This window comes from Bacillus cereus group sp. RP29 (genome assembly GCF_040459765.1).
GTDB lineage: Bacteria > Bacillota > Bacilli > Bacillales > Bacillaceae_G > Bacillus_A > Bacillus_A paranthracis.
Genome location: NZ_JARVHN010000001.1, coordinates 2,572,726 through 2,595,648 on the forward strand (window position 1 = coordinate 2,572,726; position 22,923 = coordinate 2,595,648).

Genomic DNA, 22,923 nt, shown 5'->3' on the forward strand with positions numbered 1-22,923 from the left:
ACAAAACTGTAATGTTGTTGTCACGTTTTCCGATAGTTAAAAATAACCAATCTCTTCTATACTACAAATAAGTTACATAAAATAAGGGGGTAAAAATGATGGATGAAGTGATTGGAGAAGTTGTAGCAGGAATTTGTGAATTTGTGGTGGAAGTAACAGCAGATGCTATTGGGAATTTAGTTTCTGGAAAGGATGAGGAAAAAGAAACATTATAATAGTTTGTAAAAGTATACAGATGATTAAACTATAAAGGCTGATTTCTAAAGGGAAGTCAGCTTTTTTATTTTTTACATTATATTAATATTATTTGAATATTCATTTGTTATTATGTTTATGAAACTCATAAAGGAGGTGAATAAATAAAGATGTCGAATTTAGAGGCTGATTTATCTGATTTTCGTTTAATTGTGGCGAATGTGGAGGAAAAGGAATATCACTTTATTGTTCGTGAACACCCGATTGTAGGAAAAATTATATCGCTATTGGAAAATGGAAAAGAATATGGTTTAATAGATAAACAAATTGCTAATAAAGATAAATTTATTAAATCGGAGCTTACTAAATTAGAGTATTTTAACATAGATGTTCTCTATCATACACCTGGATGGATATGGATTGGTATGGATCAATTTGGTTTACATGCTCGTGAGGCTACTTATAACGAAGTAGACGTTATTATGAAGTTGAAAGAGGATTTATATTATATAGATGTATATGAAAAAGTAAAAATGTAATTGATATTTGGTCAGGTTAGGGGACAAGTTCCCGTAGCCTTTTTTGTTTTATATGTAAACGGAAAATCGATTTTATGTTGATGATAGGACAGCATGATAAGAAGTGAGCTGAAAAGAGGATTTGAAAATACATAAAGAGAACTTTAATTATTATATGAATTCTATATGTAAATAACAATAGAAAGAAGATGATAAAATGAGTAAAGAAGAGCTTGTGAAACAACAGTTTGGTAATAATGCGGAGAAGTATGTAAAAAGTAAAATTCATGCTAAAGGACCGGATTTACAATATGTAGTTCAACAAGTTGAGTCTCGTCATAATAATCGTCTTCTTGATATTGCTACTGGCGGAGGACATGTTGCAAATGTATTAGCGCCATTGTTTAACGAAGTAGTTGCTTTAGACTTAACAGAAAAAATGTTAGAGAATGCAAAAAAATTTATTATAAGTAACGGCCATGAAAATGTGTCTTTTGTTGCTGGAAACGCTGAGAGTTTACCGTTTTCTGATAGTTCTTTTGATACAATTACGTGCCGAATTGCAGCACATCACTTTACGAATCCAGCTCAGTTTATTTATGAAGTAAATCGTACGTTAGAAGATAATGGATTGTTTATTTTAATAGATAATGTTTCACCGGAAAATAATGAATACGATACATTTTATAATTTTATAGAAAAAAAGCGGGATCCGAGTCATGAACGGGCTTTGAAAAAAACAGAATGGATTACCTTATTAGAGAAAAATGGTTTGCAAATGCAGTCATGTCTTACTTTTGACAAGAAATTTGATTTTGACTGGTGGTGCGATATGATGAATGTACCTTTGCAGAAGCGGGTGAAGTTAACAGAATGTATGATGAAAACATCAGTTGAAATGCAAGAATTCTTTAACATTCAATATGAAAATAATAAAATTATATCGTTTTATACTGAAATGGCATTGTTTGTATGTAGAAAAAGTTTAACATTAAAAAGATAAATTTCTTGCAGTCTTTCCAAAGTACGTTATACTTAGTAACAGAGAAAATGAGAATTGAGGAAATGTAATAATGATTCGCGTACGTATTGAAGGAACTGAAGAAGAAATGCTTGAATTTATGGAGAAAATGCCGGATATTCCTGGATTTGAAAAAACACATACGAGAGAACCAAGAAAAGGAAATAATCCAAAGTATGATTCAAGTAAAAATGTGCTAGCATATTTATCTTATAAAAAGATTGAAGTCGCCAATAAATAGGCGGCTTTTTTAGTTTGCACCGTTTCACAGCCTTGTCTTTTTTACATACTAATAATAGTAGATAATGCTGAAGAGGGGTGAGTATAGTTAATAAGAAAATCATCTTTTTTGGAGACTTTGGTATTGATGATGCTGTGGCGTTAATTTATGCAAATAAAACATGTAAATTAGATATTTTAGGTATTGTTGCTGAATATGGGAATGTATCGCGAGAAATCGTAACAGAAAATGTGTATTTTTTAGAAAGATACTATGCTACAGAAGTAAAAATCATTGAGGGTGCAGCAAGACCGATGACAGCTGAAGAACCTTTGTTTTTTCCTGAAATTCATGGAGAGCACGGCTTAGGTCCCATTATTCCACCTGAAATGAGGATTTGTAAACGGGAAAATTTTTGTGAATTAATTAAATTAATTGAGCCTTGTCCAGAAGATATTATTATCGTAGCGACAGGACGATTAACAACATTGGCAACATTATTTTTATTATATCCAAATGTAATGGATAAAATATGTTCGTATTATATTATGGGCGGTGCGTTTTTATTTCCTGGTAACGTTACTCCTGTATCGGAGGCAAATTTTTATGGAGATCCAATTGCTGCAAATATTGTAATGAAGTACGCAAAGAATGCGACTATTTATCCATTAAATGTAACGCAACAGGCCCTAATTACGCCTGAAATGGTGGATATTATTAATAAAGAAGGAACAGGGCAGGCAAAGCTTATTAAACCAATGATTGATTTTTATTATGAGAACTTTTATAAAAAAGAATACCCGGGTATTGCTGGAAGTCCGATTCACGATTTGCTTCCGTTCATTTCATTTATAAATGATGATATTTTTGAATATAAAAAATCTGCAGTTTGGATTAGTACGACAAATGACGTAACAAGAGGACAAAGTGTGGCTGACTTTAGAAAAATAGCTGAGCCGACGAGGTTTGATGATCGGCCGATACAAAGAATTGCGGTTGGTTTTAATTATCCTGCATTTAAAGAAGAGTTTATGCGGACAATATTGAAGCCCGATTGTCCATAATAAGTGTAATATCTCAAGCTGCATAAATCGTTAGTCTAAAAAGTTAATTAACATGTATCATTTTTACAAAAAAATACAGTTATGCTCCATGAATAACTTATGAAAAATGTAACATAACTAATGGTAAGCAATTGTTTCTAATTATATTTTGATTGGTGAAATATAAAGGAGGTTATCATATGATTTGGTCTTTAATCGTTGGTGGTATATTAGGGTGGCTTGCTAGCTTAATTACTGGTAGGGATGTACCAGGCGGTGTAATTGGTAATATTATTGCTGGTATTATTGGTTCTTGGATTGGTGGGAAATTACTTGGTAGTTTCGGCCCAGTAATCGGCGGATATGCAATTATTCCAGCTTTAATTGGTGCGATTATTTTAATCTTCATCGTAAGTTTCTTATTGCGAGCAATGCGAAAATGAATGTAAGGACTGTTTACATTTGTAAGCAGTCCTTTTTATATGTTATGCTAGTATTATACAATCAGGAGGTGTCAGCATTGAAAACATTTACAGTAAATTTTCATCAAGAAGATAATGCTAAAGCGACAACAGTACATAAATTAAGTGAAGAGGACTTCAATAAAGCGACAGAAAAAGGTACTCGTCATCTATTTGATTTAGATACAAACGTTGGATTCTTCGTATTCTTTGACGCAGAAGATGCAGAAGGAAATGATCAATACTTAATGCTACAATATGAAGGAGATCATGAAGAGCCAACTGCGTGTTACGGATTTGACTTAAAATTATACTATCAATTTTTAGCACTATACTTAAATGATCTTGAATTCCAAGGCGAAACGGATGAGGAAGAGGAAGAATATGGTCCAATTCATCATTTAGCTCACTTACTTTACCATATTGTTGAAGATGGTAAGTCAATCGAAGTGTAAAAATACATATGTAAAGCTGTCCTTTTTGGGCAGCTTTTTTCTATTTAAGGAAGGAGTGCAGTGTAAATGGCGAGAAGGGATATATAAGGAGATGGAAAAATGATAAACAATACAATTCCAAGTTTTTTAAAATTATGGGAAAGCACCGACGTAGAATTAGCAGTCCTCAATCAATACTTCACTTCGCATCCAGAGATATTTGAAGAATACTTTAAGTATCATTGTCCTAATACGAATGAACGTCTTTCTAATGCCATAAAACAATATCCCGCAAAAATAGAAGACATTCGTATCATTACTAAAACATTACCAATCATTATCCAAGAGGTAACAAATGCATATCATAATAAATTTAACTTTGATGTAAAAATGAAATTTCATTTATTTGTTGGAGGATTTGGATCAAATGCATTTGTAGAAAGAGAGATTATTGGAGATATGTTTTTTGCCGCAGAAAAATTATCTCCAAATTTAAATCACCTTCGTGTTATTGTCGCTCACGAAATAGGGCATATATATCATAATGTTATGTTACAAAATAATGGAATGGATTGGGAGAAAGCTGAGTGGACCGATGCGGCAGTTAATTTGTATCGTGAAGGTGTTGCAACATACGTATCAAAGCAAATTGTGAAAGGTTTAAATGAATCCGTGTATTACTCATATGACGATGATGGTGAACGTTGGTTACAATATTATATAGAAAATGAAGAACAAATAAAGAAACGTTTTTTGAAAGATTATATAGAAGGATGGACGTTTGAAAAAGAGAAAGAGTGGTTTCGGTTATCTGGCGGACAATATTTTGGATACAACCGACTCGGTTATTTTTTAGGAACAGCTTTTGTAGAATATGTTGCACAAGCATTGGGCGAGAGTGAAGTATTTACTTTTTGGAACAAACACAATTTGAAAAGAGGTGTAATGGATTGGTTATCGAAATGAATCAGATTATGATAGGGGGCTGAAATGTATGAGAGTGTATGTAAAGATAGGTATGTTATTTCTCGCTTTTACATGTATTTTTGCATTAGTAGCATGTAAAGGAACAGACGAAAAAAAGGAAACAGATCCAACAACGGAAAATAGTAAAAATGAACAGAATAATACTTCTGAAGAAAAGAAAGAGCCTGATGAAAAATCAAATAAGGCAGGGTCAACAAAACCAAAGATAGATCCAAGCACGAAAGATACAGTAATCAATCAAAAATCAATTAACCATGTTAAAGAATTATTTGAACTAGCGAAAGAAGGAAAAGTACCTAATGTTCCGTTCGCAGCTCATACAGGAGATATTGAAGAAATAGAAAAAGCGTGGGGGAAAGCAGATAAAACAGAACAAGCAGGAAACGGAATGTACGCAACTTTTACAAATAAAAATGTTTCCTTCGGTTTTAATAAAGGATCACAAGTTTTTGATGTACGCTCCTATCATGCAGAACTAAAATCAATTACATTTCAAGAAATAGAGAAAGCTTTAGGAAAACCAGCTGCAGTTAAAGTAAATGGGGAAGATAAAATATATGTATATAAAGTAAACAATCAGTTTGAGTTAAAATTCATTATTTCAAAATCGACTGGTAAGGTAAATCATATTTCGGTATTTTCGCCTGAGGATAGTATTAATAAAATGGCAGGGTAATAAAGAAAGGATGTCACAAAGGTCATCGAGACTTTTGTGACATCCTTCTTTTTACTGTTAAAAGGGTGGGGAATGCAGCCTATAAAACATGGGGAGTATGCTCCGAAATGTCTTTTTTTATTTTATTACGCTCTAAATTTTGAACAAAAAGAGCTTGAATAATGCCCCCAATTATTAAGAAACAAGCACAAATATAAAATAGCATGCTACCGTTTAGTTTACTTAATAAAACGGCACCAAGTACAGGACCGCACGTTCGGGATATATCCCAATGTAACCCGTAAATTGAAAAATACAATCCACGTTTATCTGTAGGGGCGATTTCTGAAACAAATCGAAGTAAATGGTTTAAAGCGATGCTTCCACCAATGACTAAAAAGAGTAATGTAAAAAATAGTGACGCGATTGTTGCTGAAAGCCCGTAGCCAATTGCAGCTATTGTATAGCATGTGTAAGAAATAAGAATAATTTTCGCCATAGAAAATCTTTCAGACCATTTCACGAGGAAAACTTGCAGAAAGATTTCCATAATAGCTTTGCATGTTGAAATAAAAACGAGTGTGAGTTCGAAATCCGGAAAATTATGTTTCGCGAAAATAAGATAATTCGTCTCAGTTTGTGCATAAAAAAAGCTAATAGGAAGTGTAGAAATCATAAGTCCAAATACTGCGTAATGTTTGTGTACAAATTGTTTTGGAGATGTTACTTCAAATTTTTGCGTTGGTGTTGTCATTGCCGGAGCGGTTTCTGGAAGCTGCGTCCAAACAACGACTGCATATACTATAAGTGCAATGCTTTGTACTGTAAATACATATTCAGGGTGAGTCTTATAAAAAATAGTACCAATTAAAGGGCCGATTAGGGTACCTATTGCTCCCATCGTTTGCAGAAGAGAGAAGATTTCTGCTTGCTGATTTTGTTTTGTTAAATCAGCTATTTGTGCACGTTGAGCAGGAATATATAAGGAACGGCCAACCCCATTTATGACATATAACAAAGCAAATATAAAAACGGATTGAGCAAAGATGAAGCTGCCGATTGCAACACCTTGCAGCAGTAAGCCGAGTAACATAATTTTCTTTCGCCCATATTTATCAGTCACTCTTCCAGCAATAAGTGTAAATATAATGTCCGAAAGCGGTTGTAACCCGAAAATAAGCATAGTCATCATAATATTGCCGTTTAGCATCTTATTAACGTAAATAATCATAATGATAGCTAACATGGATTCTGTTGTTCGAGTTAATAATTCACCGCACAGTCTAATGATGATTGGTTTATTGTAACGTAATAAGAGATGATTCAATATTATTTCCTCCTTTCTATATTGAAATGATAAGATGAAAGGAGAAATGGAAAAAGGGTAAAAAGAATAGGGAGTATTTTTCACCTTTTAGGGGGAATATGATGTTTATTTTAGATCAATACATTGAACTATGGGTTGCCTATGGGAAAGGGAAAAAAGAAGGAGAACAATTAGAAATAACAGTCCAAAATATATCCGAAACATTATTTTGTACAGAACGTAATAGTAAATTGATTATAAAAAAATTAGATGAGTTAAATTGGATTGCTTGGTTTCCAGGACGAGGGAGAGGGAGGCGTTCTAAAGTAATATTTCGAAAGCATCCGAAGTCATTAATTTTAGATAAGGGAAAAGAAATAACGAAAAAAGGGGATGTGAGGAGCGGAATCGAATTTGTGGAACGCTATAGCTCGCTATTTTCATCCGTACAGAGTGAATATCAGTCATGGATTGATTCAATATTTGGTCATAAAATAGAAATGACATCTGAAGGGAGAAGAGATGTCCTTCGTTTGCAAGTACAAATGAATCTAGATATCGCTTTAGATCCGGTTTACGCTACGATGCGATCGGAATGTCATATGGTTAAACATATTTTTGATACACTTGTATATGTAAATGAGGAAACAAACTCTATAGAACCAAGGCTTGCTTTTCAATGGGAATATGATGATGCTGAAAAGGTATGGACTTTTTATTTACGAAAAGGCGTTCGTCTTCATAATGGGAAACGACTTACTGCACATCATGTCATACATTCATTAAAACGATTTATGAAAGCTGAAAACAACCCACATGCATGGATGTTACAACATGTTGAAAGTTTCCGTGCAGTGGATGAATTTGTTGTTGAAATTCAATTACATACGGAAAATAGGATGTTTTTACATATGCTAAGTGCAGAACAATGTTCTATCGTAAAGGAAGATGAAGCGGGAAACTTCATAGGTACAGGACCTTTTATATTACAAGAGAAGAATACACATTTATTTGCATTAGAAGTACATGATTTATATTATCGTGAAAGACCTTTTCTTGACCGAATTGAACTATTGAATGTAGAGCAAAATGTAAATACATATGACGTATTAGTAAAGGCACAGTATAAAGATAAAGAAAATCTTAATAAAGAACTTTCACGGCTTGAATCGAATGTGACATATGTAACGTGTAATCTTGTAAAAAAAGGGCCAATGCAAGATGAGCTGTTTCGAAAAGCGCTATACAAAATTATTCATGGTGATAAAATCGTTCAAGAACTCGGCGGAGAACGTGGAGAAGTGGCAAAGAAACTAATATTAGCAAATGAAAGTATAGTAGATATTGACGAAGATATCCAAAGTTTAATTAAAAGGAGTACGTATCATAGTGAAGTGCTACAACTATACACATTTACAGGACGAGATCACGTTGAAGATGCACAATGGATACAAAAAGAGTGTGCGAAGTACGGGATTCGTGTAGAAACCAATTTTCTTGAAATAGAAGATCTTTTAGAAATTAGTACGATACAAAAGGCTGATATGATGCATGATAGCGCAACAATTAGCGAACGAATAGAAGATAGTTTATTATATATGTTTCTTACAAAAAACAGTTTTATTCATGGGCAAAGCAGCGTGGATTTTCATAAATTATTGTCCCCTTATTTTAAACAAGAACAAGTAGAGGAAAGAGTTACACTGTTACGCGATATTGAGGACACATTGTTACGTCAAATTCATGTTATTCCTTTATATCGCAACAAACAACAAGTAACTTCTCATGAAAAAGTACAAAATATAATGATTAATTCACAAGGGTGGATTGATTTTTATAGAATATGGTTTAAACCTTGATAGATAAAGGTTCTTATGCATTTTTTATGAGGTGTATAAGAGCCTTTTTGTATGTAAAATAGGATTGTTTTACACATTGTTACGCTACTTGTGATAAAAGTCCATTTACAACGTAACAGTGTTATGTTACATTGTTATCAGGAAGGAGTGTTATACAGTTGAGTACAGATTTAATTTCAAAAAAAGATTTATTAGAACTTACTGGTATTTCATACGGACAGTTATATAGGTGGAAAAGAAAAAATTTAATACCGGAAGATTGGTTTGTACGAAAGTCTACATTCACGGGTCAGGAGACATTTTTTCCGAAAGAAAAGATTTTAGAGCGAATTGATAAAATCCAAACGATGAAAGAGGATCTATCACTTGATGAACTAGCGAATATGTTCTCACCGAGTGTGAGAGAAATTCTTTTAACAAAGGAAGACGTTTTACGTAAAGGGATTGCATCAGAACCAGTTTTACAATTTTTCATAGAACAAACGAATAAAACAGCAGAGTTTCAATTTGTAGATATTCTTTATGTGTACATGTTAGAAGAATTACTACAATCGGGAGAGATTAGTTTAGAAGAAGGAAAAATGGTCTTGCAAGTTTTAAGTGAAAATTATGAAGCAATGAAACATAAAACGTGTGACTTAATCATTGTCCGAAAGTTAGGGATTTCTACATGTTTCTTAGTTTCAAACGTGGATGACTTAATTTTTGAAAAAGGCACCAAAATCGTTTTACGCGAAGCGATTATGAAATATACCGAAGCATTAAAAACTAAATTGTTGTAGTGGAGGAGAAAGTATGCGTACAGATAATTTGATTATAAATGGTTACGGTTCATCGAATGGCGGCGAGTTTCATAAAGTGCAATTAAACGGAAAAGGAACTGTGAATGGAAATGTTGAATGTGAGCAATTTGAATGTAACGGTTACGGTGCAGTTACTGGCGATTTGAAAAGTAGCAGAGCACGAATTAGCGGATCTGGTAAAGTTGATGGCACAGTTCATGCTGAAACGATGCGAATTGATGGAAAAGCTACAATTACGCAAAATGTAAAGGCAAACAGTTTGAAAATTGCAGGAAAAGGTACGATAGGCGGAAATGTCACAGGTGAAGAATTTAAAGTCAATGGTCAAGCAACAATTGACGGTAATTGTGAAGTGGATACTTTTTCTTCAGAAGGACAATTTACAATTGGCGGATTATTAAGCGCTGATGAAATAAATATTAATATTCACGGTACATGTCGCGCGAAAGAAATTGGTGGTCAAACGATTAAAGTAAGACATAGATCAGGTACATTAAGTAGGCTATTTAAAACAGTATTTGGCTTGCAATTAGAAGCTGAACTATTAGAAGGTGACAATATTGATATTGATTATGCTCACATAAGAACGGTAAGAGGAAACAATATTACAGTAGGACCGAACTGTGAGATTGAACTCATTGAATATACAGGTGTTCTTACTGTTGATAAAAGCGCAAATGTAAAAGAAATTAAGCAGGTTTAATGGGAAGGAGAAAGTAATATGGAACATCCACATAGTCTCACAGTAAATGGTTCCGGTAATTCAGCAGGCGGAGATTATAATAAAGTGAAGATTCGCGGTGAAGGAACGATTTCTAATGATATGAGCTGTAATGAATTTAAAACGTACGGCACGAGTGATGTACGGGGGAATATGAAAGTAAAAAATTATGTTGTGTATGGAGATAGTGAAGTACAAGGAACTGTAGATGCAGAATATGTAAAAGTATATGGTAATACAAAAATGCATGGTGATGCACATATTGAAAAAACAAAAGTTAGAGGTATGATAGATATTGCTGGGAAGTTTTCAGGTGATTTTGTCGATGTAAAAGGTGCTTTAAATGTGAGGGGAAATATTGAAGTAGAAGATTTATCATTAACTGGTGGTCTTGAAAGTGATGGATTACTTAATGGTGAAAATATTCAAATCTCACTTCGTTATGAAGGAAGTAAGGTAAGAGAAATTGGTGGTAAAAAAATTACGATTCGTAAAAAAGCGAGATTTCTTCCTTTTATTAGTCATGTTGGAAACCTTCAAACTTCAATTGTTGAAGGAGATGATATTTATTTAGAACATACGATTGCTGACATAGTGAGAGGAAACAACGTTACAATTGGCCCTGGGTGTGAAATTAGTGTTGTAGAATATCATACTAGTTTTAATCAAAAGGGTAATACAGTCGTAAAAGAACATAAACAAATATAAGTAGTATGAGGGAGAGCAAGGTTATGGTTGAGAAGAATAATAAGCTCGGCTTTATTGTGGCGGGCTTATTGCTAGGTATTTTAATGGCATCAATGGATAATACCATTGTCGTAACAGCGATGGGAACGATCGTTGGTGACTTAGGAGGTCTTGAAAACTTTGTATGGGTCGTTTCTGCCTATATGGTCGCAGAAATGGCAGGTATGCCGATATTCGGTAAACTATCAGATATGTATGGTAGAAAGAGATTCTTTATTTTTGGTTTAATCGTCTTTATGATTGGTTCGGCACTTTGTGGTACTGCTGAAAACATTACACAGTTAGGCATTTATCGTGCGATTCAAGGTATTGGCGGCGGGGCATTAGTACCGATTGCATTTACTATCGTGTTTGATATTTTCCCTCCTGAAAAGCGCGGGAAAATGGGTGGTTTATTCGGAGCAGTATTTGGATTGTCAAGTATTTTCGGGCCATTACTTGGCGCATATATTACAGATTATATTAGTTGGCACTGGGTATTTTACATTAACTTACCGCTTGGTATTTTAGCACTTATTTTTATTACATTCTTTTATAAAGAATCACGAGTTCATAGAAAACAAAAAATTGATTGGTTTGGCGCAATTACTTTAGTTGGTGCAGTAGTTTCTTTAATGTTTGCACTTGAACTTGGCGGACAAAAATATGATTGGGATTCTAGCTTTATTTTAAGTTTATTTGGTGGATTCGCTATTTTAATTATTGCATTTATTTTTATTGAACGAAAAGTAGAAGAGCCAATCATATCATTTGAGATGTTTAAGCAGCGCTTATTCGGAATGAGTACCATTATTGCTTTATGTTATGGTGCTGCGTTTATGTCAGCAACTGTATACATTCCGTTATTCATTCAAGGTGTATACGGAGGTACCGCAACAAACTCAGGGTTATTACTATTACCGATGATGTTAGGATCAGTTGTAACAGCGCAATTAGGTGGGTTTTTAACGACGAAGCTTAGCTATCGAAACATTATGATTATTTCTGCTGTTATTATGCTAATTGGACTATTTTTATTAAGCACATTAACGCCAGAAACAAGTCGTGTATTATTAACAGTGTATATGATTATTATTGGATTTGGAGTTGGTTTCTCATTCTCTGTACTAAGTATGGCGGCTATCCACAACTTTGGTATGGAACAGCGAGGGTCTGCGACTTCAACGAGTAACTTCATTCGTTCATTAGGCATGACGCTTGGTATTACAATCTTCGGAATGATCCAAAGAACAGGTTTTCAAGATCAATTAGAAGAAGCATTTAAAGGTATGAACGGGGGAATGAATACAAACGCTTTAGGAGATTCAAGAGCTATTTTATCAGAATCGGCAAGATCTCAAATTCCACCGCAAATATTAGATAAAATTATTGATGCTCTTTCTAGCTCAATTGTCCAAACATTTATGTGGGCATTGGTACCAGCTGGTTTAGCATTCATATTTATTTTCTTTATGGGAAATGAGCGCATGGTAATTAAAAAACAACAAAAGAATAAAAAGAGCGAAACATCAAAAGCGTAATGAAAAAGCTCCCTTCCAATTGGAAAGGAGCTTTTTCGTATGTACGGATTTAGATTAGCCTTCGATGATTTCGTATTCTTCGTCTGCTAATAATAAAATTTGTGTTTTCTTACCTTTGTTTTGAACTTCGATTACATCGTAAGCACCTAAGTCTCTTATTTTGCTTTGAGAAGCGTTAACCATAACTTCAATAGAATCAATTAAGATATCTTCTTCAATGTATGATTCAGGCAATGCCATATCTTCAGTATCTAATACACATGCGTATAGATTTTGTAAGTTTTCAGCAGTTGGATTTTGTTCTTCAACATCAATGATGTTTTTTACTGCTTCCATATTTTCTTCTTTTGCTTGGTATACTTTAATTTTAGCCATTGTTTTAATCTCCTTTATAACGTAATCGTAGAGGCTACACTTCATTATAACGTTTTTTTCATGAAAGATGAAATTGTTATATGTATTTATAGGGAAATTTAAGTGTTTTTACCCATTATAGACGTAATTTCATGATTTGTGTAATGAATAAGTAACTATATGCCTAGGTTAAAAGTATACTGTCTAAGCTCTTCTCATATTTCATCCCTATACTATATGTATTAGATAAAAACATATAGTATAGGGATGGAGTGTAATGGATTGTGAGTCAGCATGAAATTGTAATATCTTATTGCATTTAATGAGATGAAAGGTATCGTATCATATCATTCGTGCAAGAGGACAATGGGGTTATCTTTGTAGATTGCAAATCATTCATGAGTCTAATAACTGTTATCGTATAGTATTTATGATAAAGGGGTTAAAATTGAAGTTGCGACTGATCACAATTATAGAAGAAAAGGATTGGCGACTATAGTTAGTGCAGCACTAATCTTGGACTGTTTAGAAAAAGGGATATATCCAAACTGGGATGCAGCGAATACTACATCTGCAAAACTAGCTGAAAAACTAGGATATGTTTTTGATAAGGCGTATGATACTTATTTTGTGGATAATAGTTCAAATAAAAGAGCAGTTAGCCAAAGCTAACTGCTCCTCTCTAAAGGGGGAATGGAGAGATACAATCATGTTATTTACATTATTGACGGGAGATTGATTTTTAAACAATCTTCTATAAAAGTTGAGATAAAATATTTTTAATTAACCCTGAGGATCCAATTAAGAGTACTGATAAAAAAACGATTGAGAATATACTTTTTTTAGGTTTTTTAAATTCTATGTATATGTTAATAATGGCACCAATTGCAACTACAGTAAAGATAACGAGTCTTATTACATCTATCATAAATAACGCTCCTTTTAATTACTTAATTGTATTATATAGGAATTGGCCTTTCGATTAGTTTATTTGAATACGATTTAAGGTAATTTTAAACAAACTAATCATTTATACAAAAGTAAGGTTAAGAAAAAAGACAGCGTAAGAAGTAATAGTATATCTTGTAGAAGCTGATGTTGACCAAATAAATTAGGGTTATTATCTATGCGGAAAAGTATAATTAATATTTATATATACTCACTTTAGGTACTTTTACAACTTAAATAATAAAACATGCTTTTCATAATGATCCAAACACCAATTATATTTTTCTAGAATAATTGGATGAACAACTTCTTTCGGAGTATCGACCTCAGTATAGCCATATTTCTTATAAAAGTTTTTTAATTCCTCAAAAGGAAGACAATATACATTTGGAACTTGTAATTTCTTCGCAGTTTCTACTAAAAATGAAACAAGATCCCCAGCTAATTGTAGCCCTCTAAATTGAGGAAGAATATAAATTCCACCCATTTCTAAAGTATCTTCATCTATTTGGACTAATCGTCCAACACCTGCATACTCATTGTTGTATGTAATAATTGCAACTTTGTCTCTTTTTAAATCACTTCGTACAAATCCTATTGAGTCGTATTGATTATTAATCCATTCTAAATCATTAGATGTAGCCATTTGGATACTCATAGACATCCTCCTTCGGAATACTAGCACTATCTTTATTATATAAAACATAAGATGCTATATCAAAAGAACCTTGATATAGCACATTTGCAAAATTTATTAGTTGAAGTTGTAGATTTGCTGGTATTGAAATGATAATTTCAACTAAAAGAGGATAAGAACCTTGTGAATTTAGTGTAAAACTAGTTCTTGTGTTTGGTAACGCATTATTATTTAAGCGTATAGAGTTTATAGGCTTATTTTAATTGGTGTAGCTACTATATTATTGGAACTAGTAAGGAAATATAATAATCCCCAGCCTGAGTGATAAAAATCGTATTAGGATTTAGCAAAAAAAACCTCCTGAAAAAGAAAAGGGATTTAAAAATAAGAGCACTTCGAAAAGTGCCCTTCAGTAACGACTACTCATTCTAAAAAGAAAGGATGCAATATATCATATGAAGTTAAGTGTATTTAATTATGGGCCTTTTATATAAAAGTTTTATTTTGTATTTTGTTCCGAATAAAAAGGCGGTTGTTTCCGCAACCACCTTTCAGTAAAATAAAGCACTTTTTATGAAATAAATTATGGATGATCCCTAAAAAAGGTTATAGGATATACTCACATTTTTATAACTAAAGTGACGAGTTCAGGTTATAAGAAAGGAACAATTATATTGTATGAAATCTATTCCAGAGTAGTCGCAAAGAAAGCTGTCTTCTTATTTGAAGGCAGCTTTCTTTTATTAGAAAAAGAAGTAGAAGTAAAATAAAAGATTAAGTTACTTGTCCAAACAAATCTTTAAAAAATACATAAAATGCTAATAGTTAGTCAATATTTTAATATTGCTAACTTTTAAGACTAAAAGGGGTGATTTTATGTGTGAATGTGAAGTTTGTAGAAGAAAGAAAAACCGAGATCCATTAAATCGGGATTGTGAGCCGAAAAAACGAGCTCCTAAGCTAAAAAAAGAGGATTGTGAACCAAAAAAAGAGGATTGTGAACCAAAAAAAGAGGATTGTGAGCCAAAAAAAGAGGATTGTGAGCCAAAAAAAGAAGATTGCGAATCATTAAATTATTATTCGTTTAGTAAAAATACAAATTTTTTAGAGGAAGCTATACAAACAGATAAAATCGATCAAATTTCTGAGGAATATATTGAAATAGTTGATTCAGCAGATGTACAAGTTACTACTACAGATACAAAAGCTGCGCTATCTATCCAAGCGGCATTACAAGCAGCTATTGTGGTTGTAGTAAGTATTTCTATAGCAGATAGTGAAAAGGCAGATAAAATAACACAAGAATTATTTCAAAAATCAGCTATTAAACAAATTAATAGACAAAAAACATTTATTAAAAATTCCAGAAACGTAACCGTAACAACGACTGATACAGATATTGCAGTGAATATTCAAATTCTCCTTCAAATTTTATTAGCTTTATTAGTTAAACTAAACATTTTATAAAGTGTCTATCCTATTGATATTTAGCTATAAGTTTTCACTCTAAGTAAACGTTTTTTGTTGTAACATATGGTACAAGCTTGGACTTCTTATTATGACTGAATTAATATTCAAGATAAATGAAAAAGCAAGTGTGGAAAACTACAAATAAAGTTGAAATACATTATTTAACAGTAAATGAAACTTATATTTATGTGAAGTGAAGGAAAGAAAGCTGACTTCTTATTAGAAGCCAGCTTTTTGAAGTTATTAGTAAAAAGAAGTGGAAAATAGAAGATTAAGTTACTTGTCCAAGCAATTTTTATTAAATTACATATAATGCTCTTAGTTATTTGAAATTTTTATAGAAAATTGATTGGAGTGAATATTGTAAATGGATGATTTAAACAAATTTTCTTCCTTTAAGTTTGATAAGGATCAAAAGAATATAATTATAGACCTTTTACTCTCAGATATTTTTAATAGGCATGGGATAAATGAAGAAAAACTAAAAAATTTATCGCCAGAAAAAAAGCAGCAAATTAAAAGTATTGTTTCTGAAATACAATCACAAGTTAATAATTATTTAGATTGAAAGGGGGTGAACGTATGGACAAAACATGTCATTCAGATGAAAATAAAAAATGGAGTGCATTAGATTACTCAAATCCTCATCCATCTTTTAAAAATGCTAGTGTTTCAGAAGCAGCTGCGCAAGAAAGTAAAACTTACCAAATTTCTGAAGAATCAATTACAATTGTCGATTCAGCAGATGTAGAAGTTACTACTACAGATACAAAAGCTGCGTTATCTATTCAAGCGGCATTACAAGCAGCTATCGTGGTTATAATAAGTATTTCTATAGCAGATAGTGAAAAAGCTGATCGTGTTGCACAAGAATTGTTTCAAAAATCATCTATTAAACAAATTAATAAACAAGAAACTGTTATTAGAAATTCTAGAAATGTTACAGTTACGACTACTGATACAGACATAGCAGTAAATGTTCAAATTCTTCTCCAAATTTTATTAGCGTTACTAGTTAAATTGAATATTTTATAAAGTGTTTAACTTGTTTTTTATCTAGTGATTCTTTTACTGTTTTAATTATAGTACAGGCTATAAATATTACTCATAACTGGACTAATATTTAACATCGCTAAAATAATAATGAGAGCAATGTGATGGAAAATGAAGTTTGGTTATTTTATGAAAATTTAAAAGCCATTTCCTTTATTGGATTTGGCTTTTAAATTTTAAACAGTATGAATTTGAAAAGATTATATTAAGATAAAGAATTAAAATATAATGATACAAAATACTTATAAAATTATTCGTGTTTTAGAAAAATAATAAGAAAAAGGTGTTTAAAATAGAATCATTTGTATTAACAGTTCAAGTTTTGAAGAATAGTGCATACAATATAAAGTGTTTTCCTTTCTTCATTTAAGTTTTACGTATATAATTTAAAAGTACTATTTTTATTTTATATTTTTTATATTTATAACAGAATAGAGGTTTAAAAATGGGTGTTAAAATCATTACGGATAGTGCGGCGGATTTACCGGTAGAATTGCTGCAAGCATATGATATTGATTTAATTCCACTCCGTGTTTATGATGAAGCAGAAACAGAGTATTTAGATGGAGTTACATTAGAGTCAGTTACATTATTGCAAAAAATGAGAGAAGGCGCTGTTTATAGAACGTCATTGCCTTCACTTGAAACTTTCCAAGAAAAATTTGTTTCTTATGCAAAAGAAGGTAATCCTTGTATATATTTAGCTTTTTCATCTGAACTGTCTGGTACATATCAATCATCAGTTCTCATTAAAGAGGAAGTAAAAGAAACATATGCTAACTTAGATTTAGAAATTATTGATACGAAATGTGCTTCGCTTGGTCAAGGTCTTGTTGTTTTAGAAGCTGCTAAAATGGCCAAAGACGGTGCATCAAAAGAAGATATTTTAAAACGTGTTGATTTTCTAATGAACCATATGGAACATATCTTCACTGTAGCTGACTTACAGTACTTAGTGAGAGGTGGACGTTTAAGTAAAGTCGCAGGATTTATCGGTGGTTTACTAAACATTAAACCGATCTTAAACGTGGAAGAAGGAAAACTTGTACCACTTGAAAAGGTAAGAGGGAAAAAGAAAGTACTTGGCCGAATTGTCGATATAATGGAAGAGCGTGGAAAAGAACTTAAAGGTCAAACAATCGGTATAACTCACGGTGACGATCTAGAAACAGCTGAAGCGTTAAAAGCATTAATTACAGAAAGATTTGGCTGTGAAGTATTTATCGTAAATACAATTGGTGCAGCAATCGGAGCACATACAGGACCTGGAGTTATAACGTTGTTTTTCTTAAATGAAGTAGAGTAAAGGATTGATCTTTTGATCAATCTTTTTTTCTTCAAGGTAATGTTACTATTTCTGTAGCAGATGAGCTGAAAAAATTTAAGGAATTATTACATATGGGTGTTATTACAGAAGATGAATTTAATGCGAAGAAAAAGGAGTTACTAAATATATAAATTAGTTTTTTATGAAATTAGTATGAAAATGCTAAATATAATATATAAAAAAGATGATTCTGTTGTGGACAGAATCATCTTTTTTATGTATTGAAGTATTTTGTTTATAAAAATCTAAATATTTCAAGATATTAAAATTTATTTATTTCATATATAATTGTGTAGGGAGAAATATCTGTAACTATTTGTAAAAATAGGGGGCGGCTATAAAATGCATGAAATTGCTAAGTGGGATTTAGATTCATTGTATTCGAATGAAGATATCCTATCTCCAATATTGGAGTTAAAAGAACAATTTTTTGTAACAAAAGATATAGGGATTCTTTCAAATTTTATACAAGCTATTGAAAAAGCAGAATACTATTTGTACTGTCGATTGGCTGAAGAAAGTGTTTCATCTGACATTACTAGATTGACTGTGAAAGTAAAGGAACTAAAAAGTGAAGTGCAGCAAGTCATACAGCAAAGTGAAGTGGAAATTACTGATAATACTAGGCTAATAAAAGCTGAACTACATGCGTGGGAAAATATGTACATACAATTAAGGAATAGGATAGAAATAGAGCACAATAATAAGCAATTATCATTTGGACAAGCAAATCATGTTGCAATGAATAGTGATAATGAAAAGGAAAGACTAGAAGTATTCGAGTCATTAATATGTGCTTTACATAAGGAGAAAGAAATTTTTGCTACTGTATTAAATCAAATAGGAAGATTGCGTAATACAAAGAGTAATGAATTAGAAGACATAGATATTTTAACTCAATCTTTTCATGCAAATGGCATTTCAGAAACTGTATTATTACAAATATGGAATGCGACAGAAGAAAACCTAGATAAATTAGTAAGTGCTTTAAACGTGTATAAGAAAGGTAGAGCTTCGATTACATGGCATGAACTTATGACAGTAAAGGAGAATAATGAGGTTATTATTCCTTTTTCAGTAGCAGTACAAAACATATACGATGCATTAAAAAATATAGATGAAGAATTAGCAGAATTTGCACGTCATGCGATAGAAAGTGGTTGGGTAGATGCAGAGCTGAGAGAGAATAAACCACCAGGTGGATTTTGTGCTCCTTTTTTCAGTGAGAAAGAATCTCGAATCTCAATGCGTTACGACGGAAGTATCGATAGTGTAAGAGTACTTGCCCACGAACTAGGACATGCTTGGCATTTTTATAATATGAGTTTTGAACAATCCTCTTCTTTTTTAGATGATTATTTGCCAATGAGTACAGCTGAATCAGCATCTATTTTCTTTGAAACGGTGCTTATAAATTATCTAATTCAAACAACAGATAGTATAGATATGAAAAAGTCATTGCTTAGCTGGAAAATAAGAAACTGTTTTAATTATGTAATGGCAATTCGAGCATCGTACGAATTTGAGAAGAACTTTTACGAGAAATGTAAAGAAAGTCCTTTAAGTGCTGATCAAATCGAGAAATTATCTATAGTAGCGCAAGAAAAAGCATATGGAAATTCATTATCAGAATATCAGCCGTTCGTGTGGATGAAATATATTCAATTTTATATAGCAGATGTTCCTTTTTATAATTATCCATACACATTTGGATATTTAGTTAGTTTTAGTTTATTAGAAATAGCTAAAGAAAGGAAAAGTACTTTTCATTTGAAATATAAAGAGTTTTTACGAGAAACAGGAAAAGCTCCAGTGGAAGAACTTATGAAAAAACATTTTGAAATAGATATAACGAGCTATGAATTTTGGGATAAAGCCTTTAAACAAATTTCTAAAGATATTGATGAATATTTGCAACTTATGTAAGGGGAGAGTAAAGTGAATCACCAACTTATAAAGGGAATACCTTTTTCAACTTTAGAATATGCAAAAGCTATAAGTTTATTAAAAGGTTGGCTACATGAAAAACAAGAGAAACCAAGATTTGTAGTAACTGCAAATCCTGAAATTGTTATGTCTGCAAAGGAAAGTACGGCTAAATCTAAACAGTTTAAAAAGATGTTACTATCTGCGGATTTAATAACAGCGGATGGAATTGGTGTCATAATTGGCTCGAAAATATTAAAAGGAACGCTGAAAGAACGCGTCACTGGGGCAGATATCACTCACGATTTAATAAAATATTGTAACGATAATAGATACCGCGTCTTTCTTTTTGGAGCTGCTCCAGAAAGTAATAAAAAGGCATTAGAAAAATTAAATGAGCAGTTCCCGGGAGCACAGTTTAAAGGACAGCATGGGTTTGTAAATGGCGAAGAAATAGAAGAAGTAAAAATGAAAATAAAGCAATTCAAGCCGCACTTATTGCTAGTAGGACTAGGTTCACCAAAACAAGAAGAATTCATCTATGAAAACATACAAACATTAAACATTCCACTATCTATTGGTATTGGAGGTATGATCGATATATTATCTGGTACTGTAAAAAGAGCACCAAAAATTATGAGGGATACTGGAACTGAATGGCTGTATAGGTTACTTTCACAGCCGAAAAGATTAAAGAGACAAATCGTACTTCCGAAATTTTTATTGTGGGTTATGTCTGAAAGAATTAAAGGGAGTAATTAATAAAGGAGAGTACATTCATGAACAGAATCGGCATTATCGGAGCAATGCAAATTGAAATAGACTTACTTTTAGAAAAATTAGTTGTACAAGAAGAACAAACAATCGCAGGAATGCCTTTTTACGTTGGGGAATTCATGGGAACAGAAATAATTGTTACAAGATGTGGTGTAGGGAAAGTTAATGCAGCCGCATGTACGCAAACGTTAATTCATAAATTTGATGTAGATGCTATCATCAATACAGGTGTTGCTGGCGGGCTACATCCAGATGTAAAAGTTGGCGATATAGTTATTTCAACGAATGTAACTCATCATGATGTAAGTAAGACTCAAATGAAAAACTTATTCCCGTTCCAAGAGGAGTTTTACGCAAGTAAGAAATTAATGGAGTTAGCACGTACTGCATGCAATAGTAGTAGTTTACATATTGGAGTTCATGAAGGGAGAATCGTAAGCGGTGAATGTTTTGTTGAAGATTCAAACCTAAAAGCGAAATTAATAGATGAATATGCACCGCATTGTACAGAAATGGAAGGTGCAGCAATTGGACATGTTGCCTACATAAATGAAGTACCGTTTCTCGTAATACGATGTATTTCTGACAGTGCAGACGATGAAGCCCAAATTTCTTATGATGACTTCGCGAAAACGGCCGCAAACTATTGTTCAGAAATTATCGTTGAGATGCTTAAAAATATATCAAGTAAAACTGTATTATAATTTAAAAGGAGAGAATGAAATGTTACAAGCATTAATTTTTGATATGGACGGAACGTTATTTCAAACAGATAAAATTTTAGAATTATCGTTAGATGATACATTTGATCACTTAAGATCCCTTCAATTATGGGATACGGTAACGCCTATTGATAAATACCGTGAAATAATGGGTGTACCTTTACCGAAAGTTTGGGAAGCTTTATTACCGAATCATTCTCTTGAAGTAAGAGAACAAACAGATGCATATTTTTTAGAAAGACTAATTGAAAATATTAAGAGCGGAAAAGGTGCTTTATATCCGAATGTAAAAGGAATTTTTACATATATAACAGAAAATAATTGTTCAATTTATATTGCTAGTAATGGTTTAACTGAATATTTACAAGCAATCGTATCTTATTATGAGTTAGATCAATGGGTTACTGAAACGTTTAGTATTGAACAAATAAACTCACTTAATAAAAGCGACTTAGTAAAAAGTATTTTGAACAAATATGATATAAAAGAAGCAGCTGTAGTTGGGGATCGTTTATCTGATATAAATGCAGCAAAAGAAAATGGCTTGATTGCGATTGGATGCAATTTTGATTTTGCACAAGAAGAGGAACTAGCCCAGGCAGATATAGTAATAGATGATTTACTGGAATTGAAGGGGATATTATCTGGAGTAGAGAATACGCATGCTACAAATTGAATGAGGTAACAATCATAAAAATGCTCAGAATAAATGATTCTTGAGCATTTTTATGTATTTTCACACATAGGAGGGGATGGACTTGAAAGGTATACATATTAAACAAATAGAAAATTTAATGAAATATGAATTCAAATATCTTGTTCAAGAGAGTAAAGAAGAAGGTTTTAACTTCCTAAAAAAATTAATAAATGAATATGAAAACAAACTAAACACATTTAATAAAACGGGTGAATGTCTATATGGTATTTTTCAAGGGGAAAAGTTAATTGGAATAGGAGGGTTAAATGAGGATCCATATACAGAAAATAATAAGATTGGCCGATTAAGGCGATTTTATATTTCAAAGGACTATCGTCGTATAGGGCTAGGAAAGTCGTTATTAAACAAACTATTATCTCATGCGGAAAAGAATTTTAAAGTAGTTGTTTTACATACAGATACAAAACAAGGTGATGCATTTTATAGTGCAAATGGATTTGTGAAGGGGCAGGTATATAAAGGCTCTAGTCACTATAAAGTATTATGTTAGTAAAAAAAGAG

General features: G+C 32.3%; 24 protein-coding genes and 3 pseudogenes. 24 read left to right on the forward strand and 3 right to left on the reverse strand.

The window, feature by feature from the left end; translation table 11 throughout:
- Window positions 1-365: 365 nt before the first annotated feature.
- The 8 genes from QCI47_RS13685 to QCI47_RS13720 all read left to right on the forward strand — a co-directional run bounded on the left by QCI47_RS13685 (window position 366) and on the right by QCI47_RS13720 (window position 5,555).
- Window positions 366-734, forward strand: a complete 369-nt coding sequence (locus tag QCI47_RS13685; protein WP_000067092.1) for a hypothetical protein — start codon at window positions 366-368, stop codon at window positions 732-734.
- 196 nt (window positions 735-930) lie between these two features.
- Window positions 931-1,716 (forward strand): class I SAM-dependent methyltransferase, encoded by a 786-nt coding sequence (locus QCI47_RS13690; protein ID WP_000031333.1) that lies wholly within the window; start codon window positions 931-933, stop codon window positions 1,714-1,716.
- Window positions 1,717-1,786: 70 nt separating this feature from the next.
- Window positions 1,787-1,975, forward strand: coding sequence for a YvzF family protein (locus QCI47_RS13695; RefSeq protein ID WP_000621882.1), 189 nt, complete (start codon window positions 1,787-1,789; stop codon window positions 1,973-1,975).
- Window positions 1,976-2,052: 77 nt separating this feature from the next.
- Window positions 2,053-3,018: a nucleoside hydrolase gene (locus QCI47_RS13700; RefSeq protein ID WP_000029504.1), complete on the forward strand. Its 966-nt coding sequence runs from the start codon at window positions 2,053-2,055 to the stop codon at window positions 3,016-3,018.
- A gap of 179 nt (window positions 3,019-3,197) precedes the next feature.
- Window positions 3,198-3,440 carry a GlsB/YeaQ/YmgE family stress response membrane protein gene (locus QCI47_RS13705; RefSeq protein WP_000638307.1) on the forward strand — a complete coding sequence of 81 codons (243 nt, stop codon included), beginning with the start codon at window positions 3,198-3,200 and terminating at the stop codon, window positions 3,438-3,440.
- 77 nt (window positions 3,441-3,517) lie between these two features.
- Window positions 3,518-3,913 carry a hypothetical protein gene (locus QCI47_RS13710; protein WP_000847587.1) on the forward strand — a complete coding sequence of 132 codons (396 nt, stop codon included), beginning with the start codon at window positions 3,518-3,520 and terminating at the stop codon, window positions 3,911-3,913.
- Window positions 3,914-4,012: 99 nt separating this feature from the next.
- Window positions 4,013-4,858: a gluzincin family metallopeptidase gene (locus tag QCI47_RS13715; RefSeq protein ID WP_000609539.1), complete on the forward strand. Its 846-nt coding sequence runs from the start codon at window positions 4,013-4,015 to the stop codon at window positions 4,856-4,858.
- A 28-nt stretch (window positions 4,859-4,886) separates the two neighbouring features.
- A complete protein-coding gene (locus QCI47_RS13720; RefSeq protein ID WP_071741971.1) occupies window positions 4,887-5,555 on the forward strand; it encodes a YjgB family protein in 669 nt (222 codons plus the stop codon).
- A 79-nt stretch (window positions 5,556-5,634) separates the two neighbouring features.
- Here QCI47_RS13720 and QCI47_RS13725 read toward each other — a convergent pair whose 3' ends face one another.
- The gene (locus QCI47_RS13725) at window positions 5,635-6,861 is read right to left on the reverse strand and encodes an MDR family MFS transporter (protein WP_001016135.1); all 1,227 of its coding nucleotides are present in this window, start codon (window positions 6,859-6,861) and stop codon (window positions 5,635-5,637) included.
- Window positions 6,862-6,962: 101 nt separating this feature from the next.
- Between QCI47_RS13725 and QCI47_RS13730 the strand changes: the two genes are divergently transcribed.
- The 5 genes from QCI47_RS13730 (at window position 6,963) to QCI47_RS13750 (ending at window position 12,490) form a co-directional block, all read left to right on the forward strand.
- Window positions 6,963-8,699 (forward strand): ABC transporter substrate-binding protein, encoded by a 1,737-nt coding sequence (locus QCI47_RS13730; protein WP_061130343.1) that lies wholly within the window; start codon window positions 6,963-6,965, stop codon window positions 8,697-8,699.
- Between the two features lie 158 nt (window positions 8,700-8,857).
- Window positions 8,858-9,481, forward strand: coding sequence for a YhbD family protein (locus QCI47_RS13735; RefSeq protein WP_000102254.1), 624 nt, complete (start codon window positions 8,858-8,860; stop codon window positions 9,479-9,481).
- A gap of 13 nt (window positions 9,482-9,494) precedes the next feature.
- The gene (locus QCI47_RS13740; RefSeq protein ID WP_001258379.1) at window positions 9,495-10,205 is read left to right on the forward strand and encodes a bactofilin family protein; all 711 of its coding nucleotides are present in this window, start codon (window positions 9,495-9,497) and stop codon (window positions 10,203-10,205) included.
- 18 nt (window positions 10,206-10,223) lie between these two features.
- Entirely contained in the window at window positions 10,224-10,931 is a 708-nt protein-coding gene (locus QCI47_RS13745) for a hypothetical protein (RefSeq protein ID WP_000400898.1), read from the forward strand.
- Window positions 10,932-10,954: 23 nt separating this feature from the next.
- Complete coding sequence (locus QCI47_RS13750; protein WP_000229602.1) at window positions 10,955-12,490, forward strand: MDR family MFS transporter; 1,536 nt, start codon at window positions 10,955-10,957, stop codon at window positions 12,488-12,490.
- 54 nt (window positions 12,491-12,544) lie between these two features.
- On the opposite strand, the gene QCI47_RS13755 is transcribed toward QCI47_RS13750, so the two are convergent.
- Complete coding sequence (locus QCI47_RS13755) at window positions 12,545-12,865, reverse strand: hypothetical protein (RefSeq protein WP_001062732.1); 321 nt, start codon at window positions 12,863-12,865, stop codon at window positions 12,545-12,547.
- 396 nt (window positions 12,866-13,261) lie between these two features.
- Here QCI47_RS13755 and QCI47_RS13760 point away from each other — a divergent pair.
- A pseudogene (locus QCI47_RS13760) lies at window positions 13,262-13,516 on the forward strand (GNAT family N-acetyltransferase); the annotation flags it as partial.
- Between the two features lie 502 nt (window positions 13,517-14,018).
- Here the strand turns inward: QCI47_RS13760 and QCI47_RS13765 are convergent.
- Complete coding sequence (locus QCI47_RS13765) at window positions 14,019-14,450, reverse strand: GNAT family N-acetyltransferase (RefSeq protein WP_000027225.1); 432 nt, start codon at window positions 14,448-14,450, stop codon at window positions 14,019-14,021.
- Window positions 14,451-15,067: 617 nt separating this feature from the next.
- Between QCI47_RS13765 and QCI47_RS13770 the strand changes: the two genes are divergently transcribed.
- The 10 genes and pseudogenes from QCI47_RS13770 to QCI47_RS13815 all read left to right on the forward strand — a co-directional run bounded on the left by QCI47_RS13770 (window position 15,068) and on the right by QCI47_RS13815 (window position 22,912).
- On the forward strand, window positions 15,068-15,199 hold the full coding sequence (locus QCI47_RS13770; protein ID WP_000204198.1) for a hypothetical protein: 132 nt from the start codon (window positions 15,068-15,070) through the stop codon (window positions 15,197-15,199).
- 106 nt (window positions 15,200-15,305) lie between these two features.
- A complete protein-coding gene (locus QCI47_RS13775) occupies window positions 15,306-15,896 on the forward strand; it encodes a spore coat protein (RefSeq protein ID WP_000333022.1) in 591 nt (196 codons plus the stop codon).
- Window positions 15,897-16,266: 370 nt separating this feature from the next.
- Window positions 16,267-16,467, forward strand: a complete 201-nt coding sequence (locus QCI47_RS13780; RefSeq protein WP_000342253.1) for a spore coat protein W — start codon at window positions 16,267-16,269, stop codon at window positions 16,465-16,467.
- Between the two features lie 14 nt (window positions 16,468-16,481).
- Window positions 16,482-16,934 (forward strand): spore coat protein, encoded by a 453-nt coding sequence (locus tag QCI47_RS13785; RefSeq protein ID WP_000361679.1) that lies wholly within the window; start codon window positions 16,482-16,484, stop codon window positions 16,932-16,934.
- A 463-nt stretch (window positions 16,935-17,397) separates the two neighbouring features.
- Window positions 17,398-18,258 (forward strand): DegV family protein, encoded by an 861-nt coding sequence (locus tag QCI47_RS13790; protein WP_000538272.1) that lies wholly within the window; start codon window positions 17,398-17,400, stop codon window positions 18,256-18,258.
- 47 nt (window positions 18,259-18,305) lie between these two features.
- Window positions 18,306-18,410, forward strand: a pseudogene (locus QCI47_RS13795) (SHOCT domain-containing protein); the annotation flags it as partial.
- Between the two features lie 211 nt (window positions 18,411-18,621).
- Window positions 18,622-20,205 (forward strand): M3 family metallopeptidase, encoded by a 1,584-nt coding sequence (locus QCI47_RS13800; RefSeq protein ID WP_061130569.1) that lies wholly within the window; start codon window positions 18,622-18,624, stop codon window positions 20,203-20,205.
- A gap of 12 nt (window positions 20,206-20,217) precedes the next feature.
- A complete protein-coding gene (locus QCI47_RS13805) occupies window positions 20,218-20,967 on the forward strand; it encodes a WecB/TagA/CpsF family glycosyltransferase (RefSeq protein ID WP_353811824.1) in 750 nt (249 codons plus the stop codon).
- A gap of 17 nt (window positions 20,968-20,984) precedes the next feature.
- Window positions 20,985-22,380 (forward strand): annotated as a pseudogene (locus tag QCI47_RS13810) (5'-methylthioadenosine/adenosylhomocysteine nucleosidase).
- A gap of 82 nt (window positions 22,381-22,462) precedes the next feature.
- Window positions 22,463-22,912: a GNAT family N-acetyltransferase gene (locus tag QCI47_RS13815; protein ID WP_071741972.1), complete on the forward strand. Its 450-nt coding sequence runs from the start codon at window positions 22,463-22,465 to the stop codon at window positions 22,910-22,912.
- The last annotated feature ends 11 nt before the right edge of the window (window positions 22,913-22,923 follow it).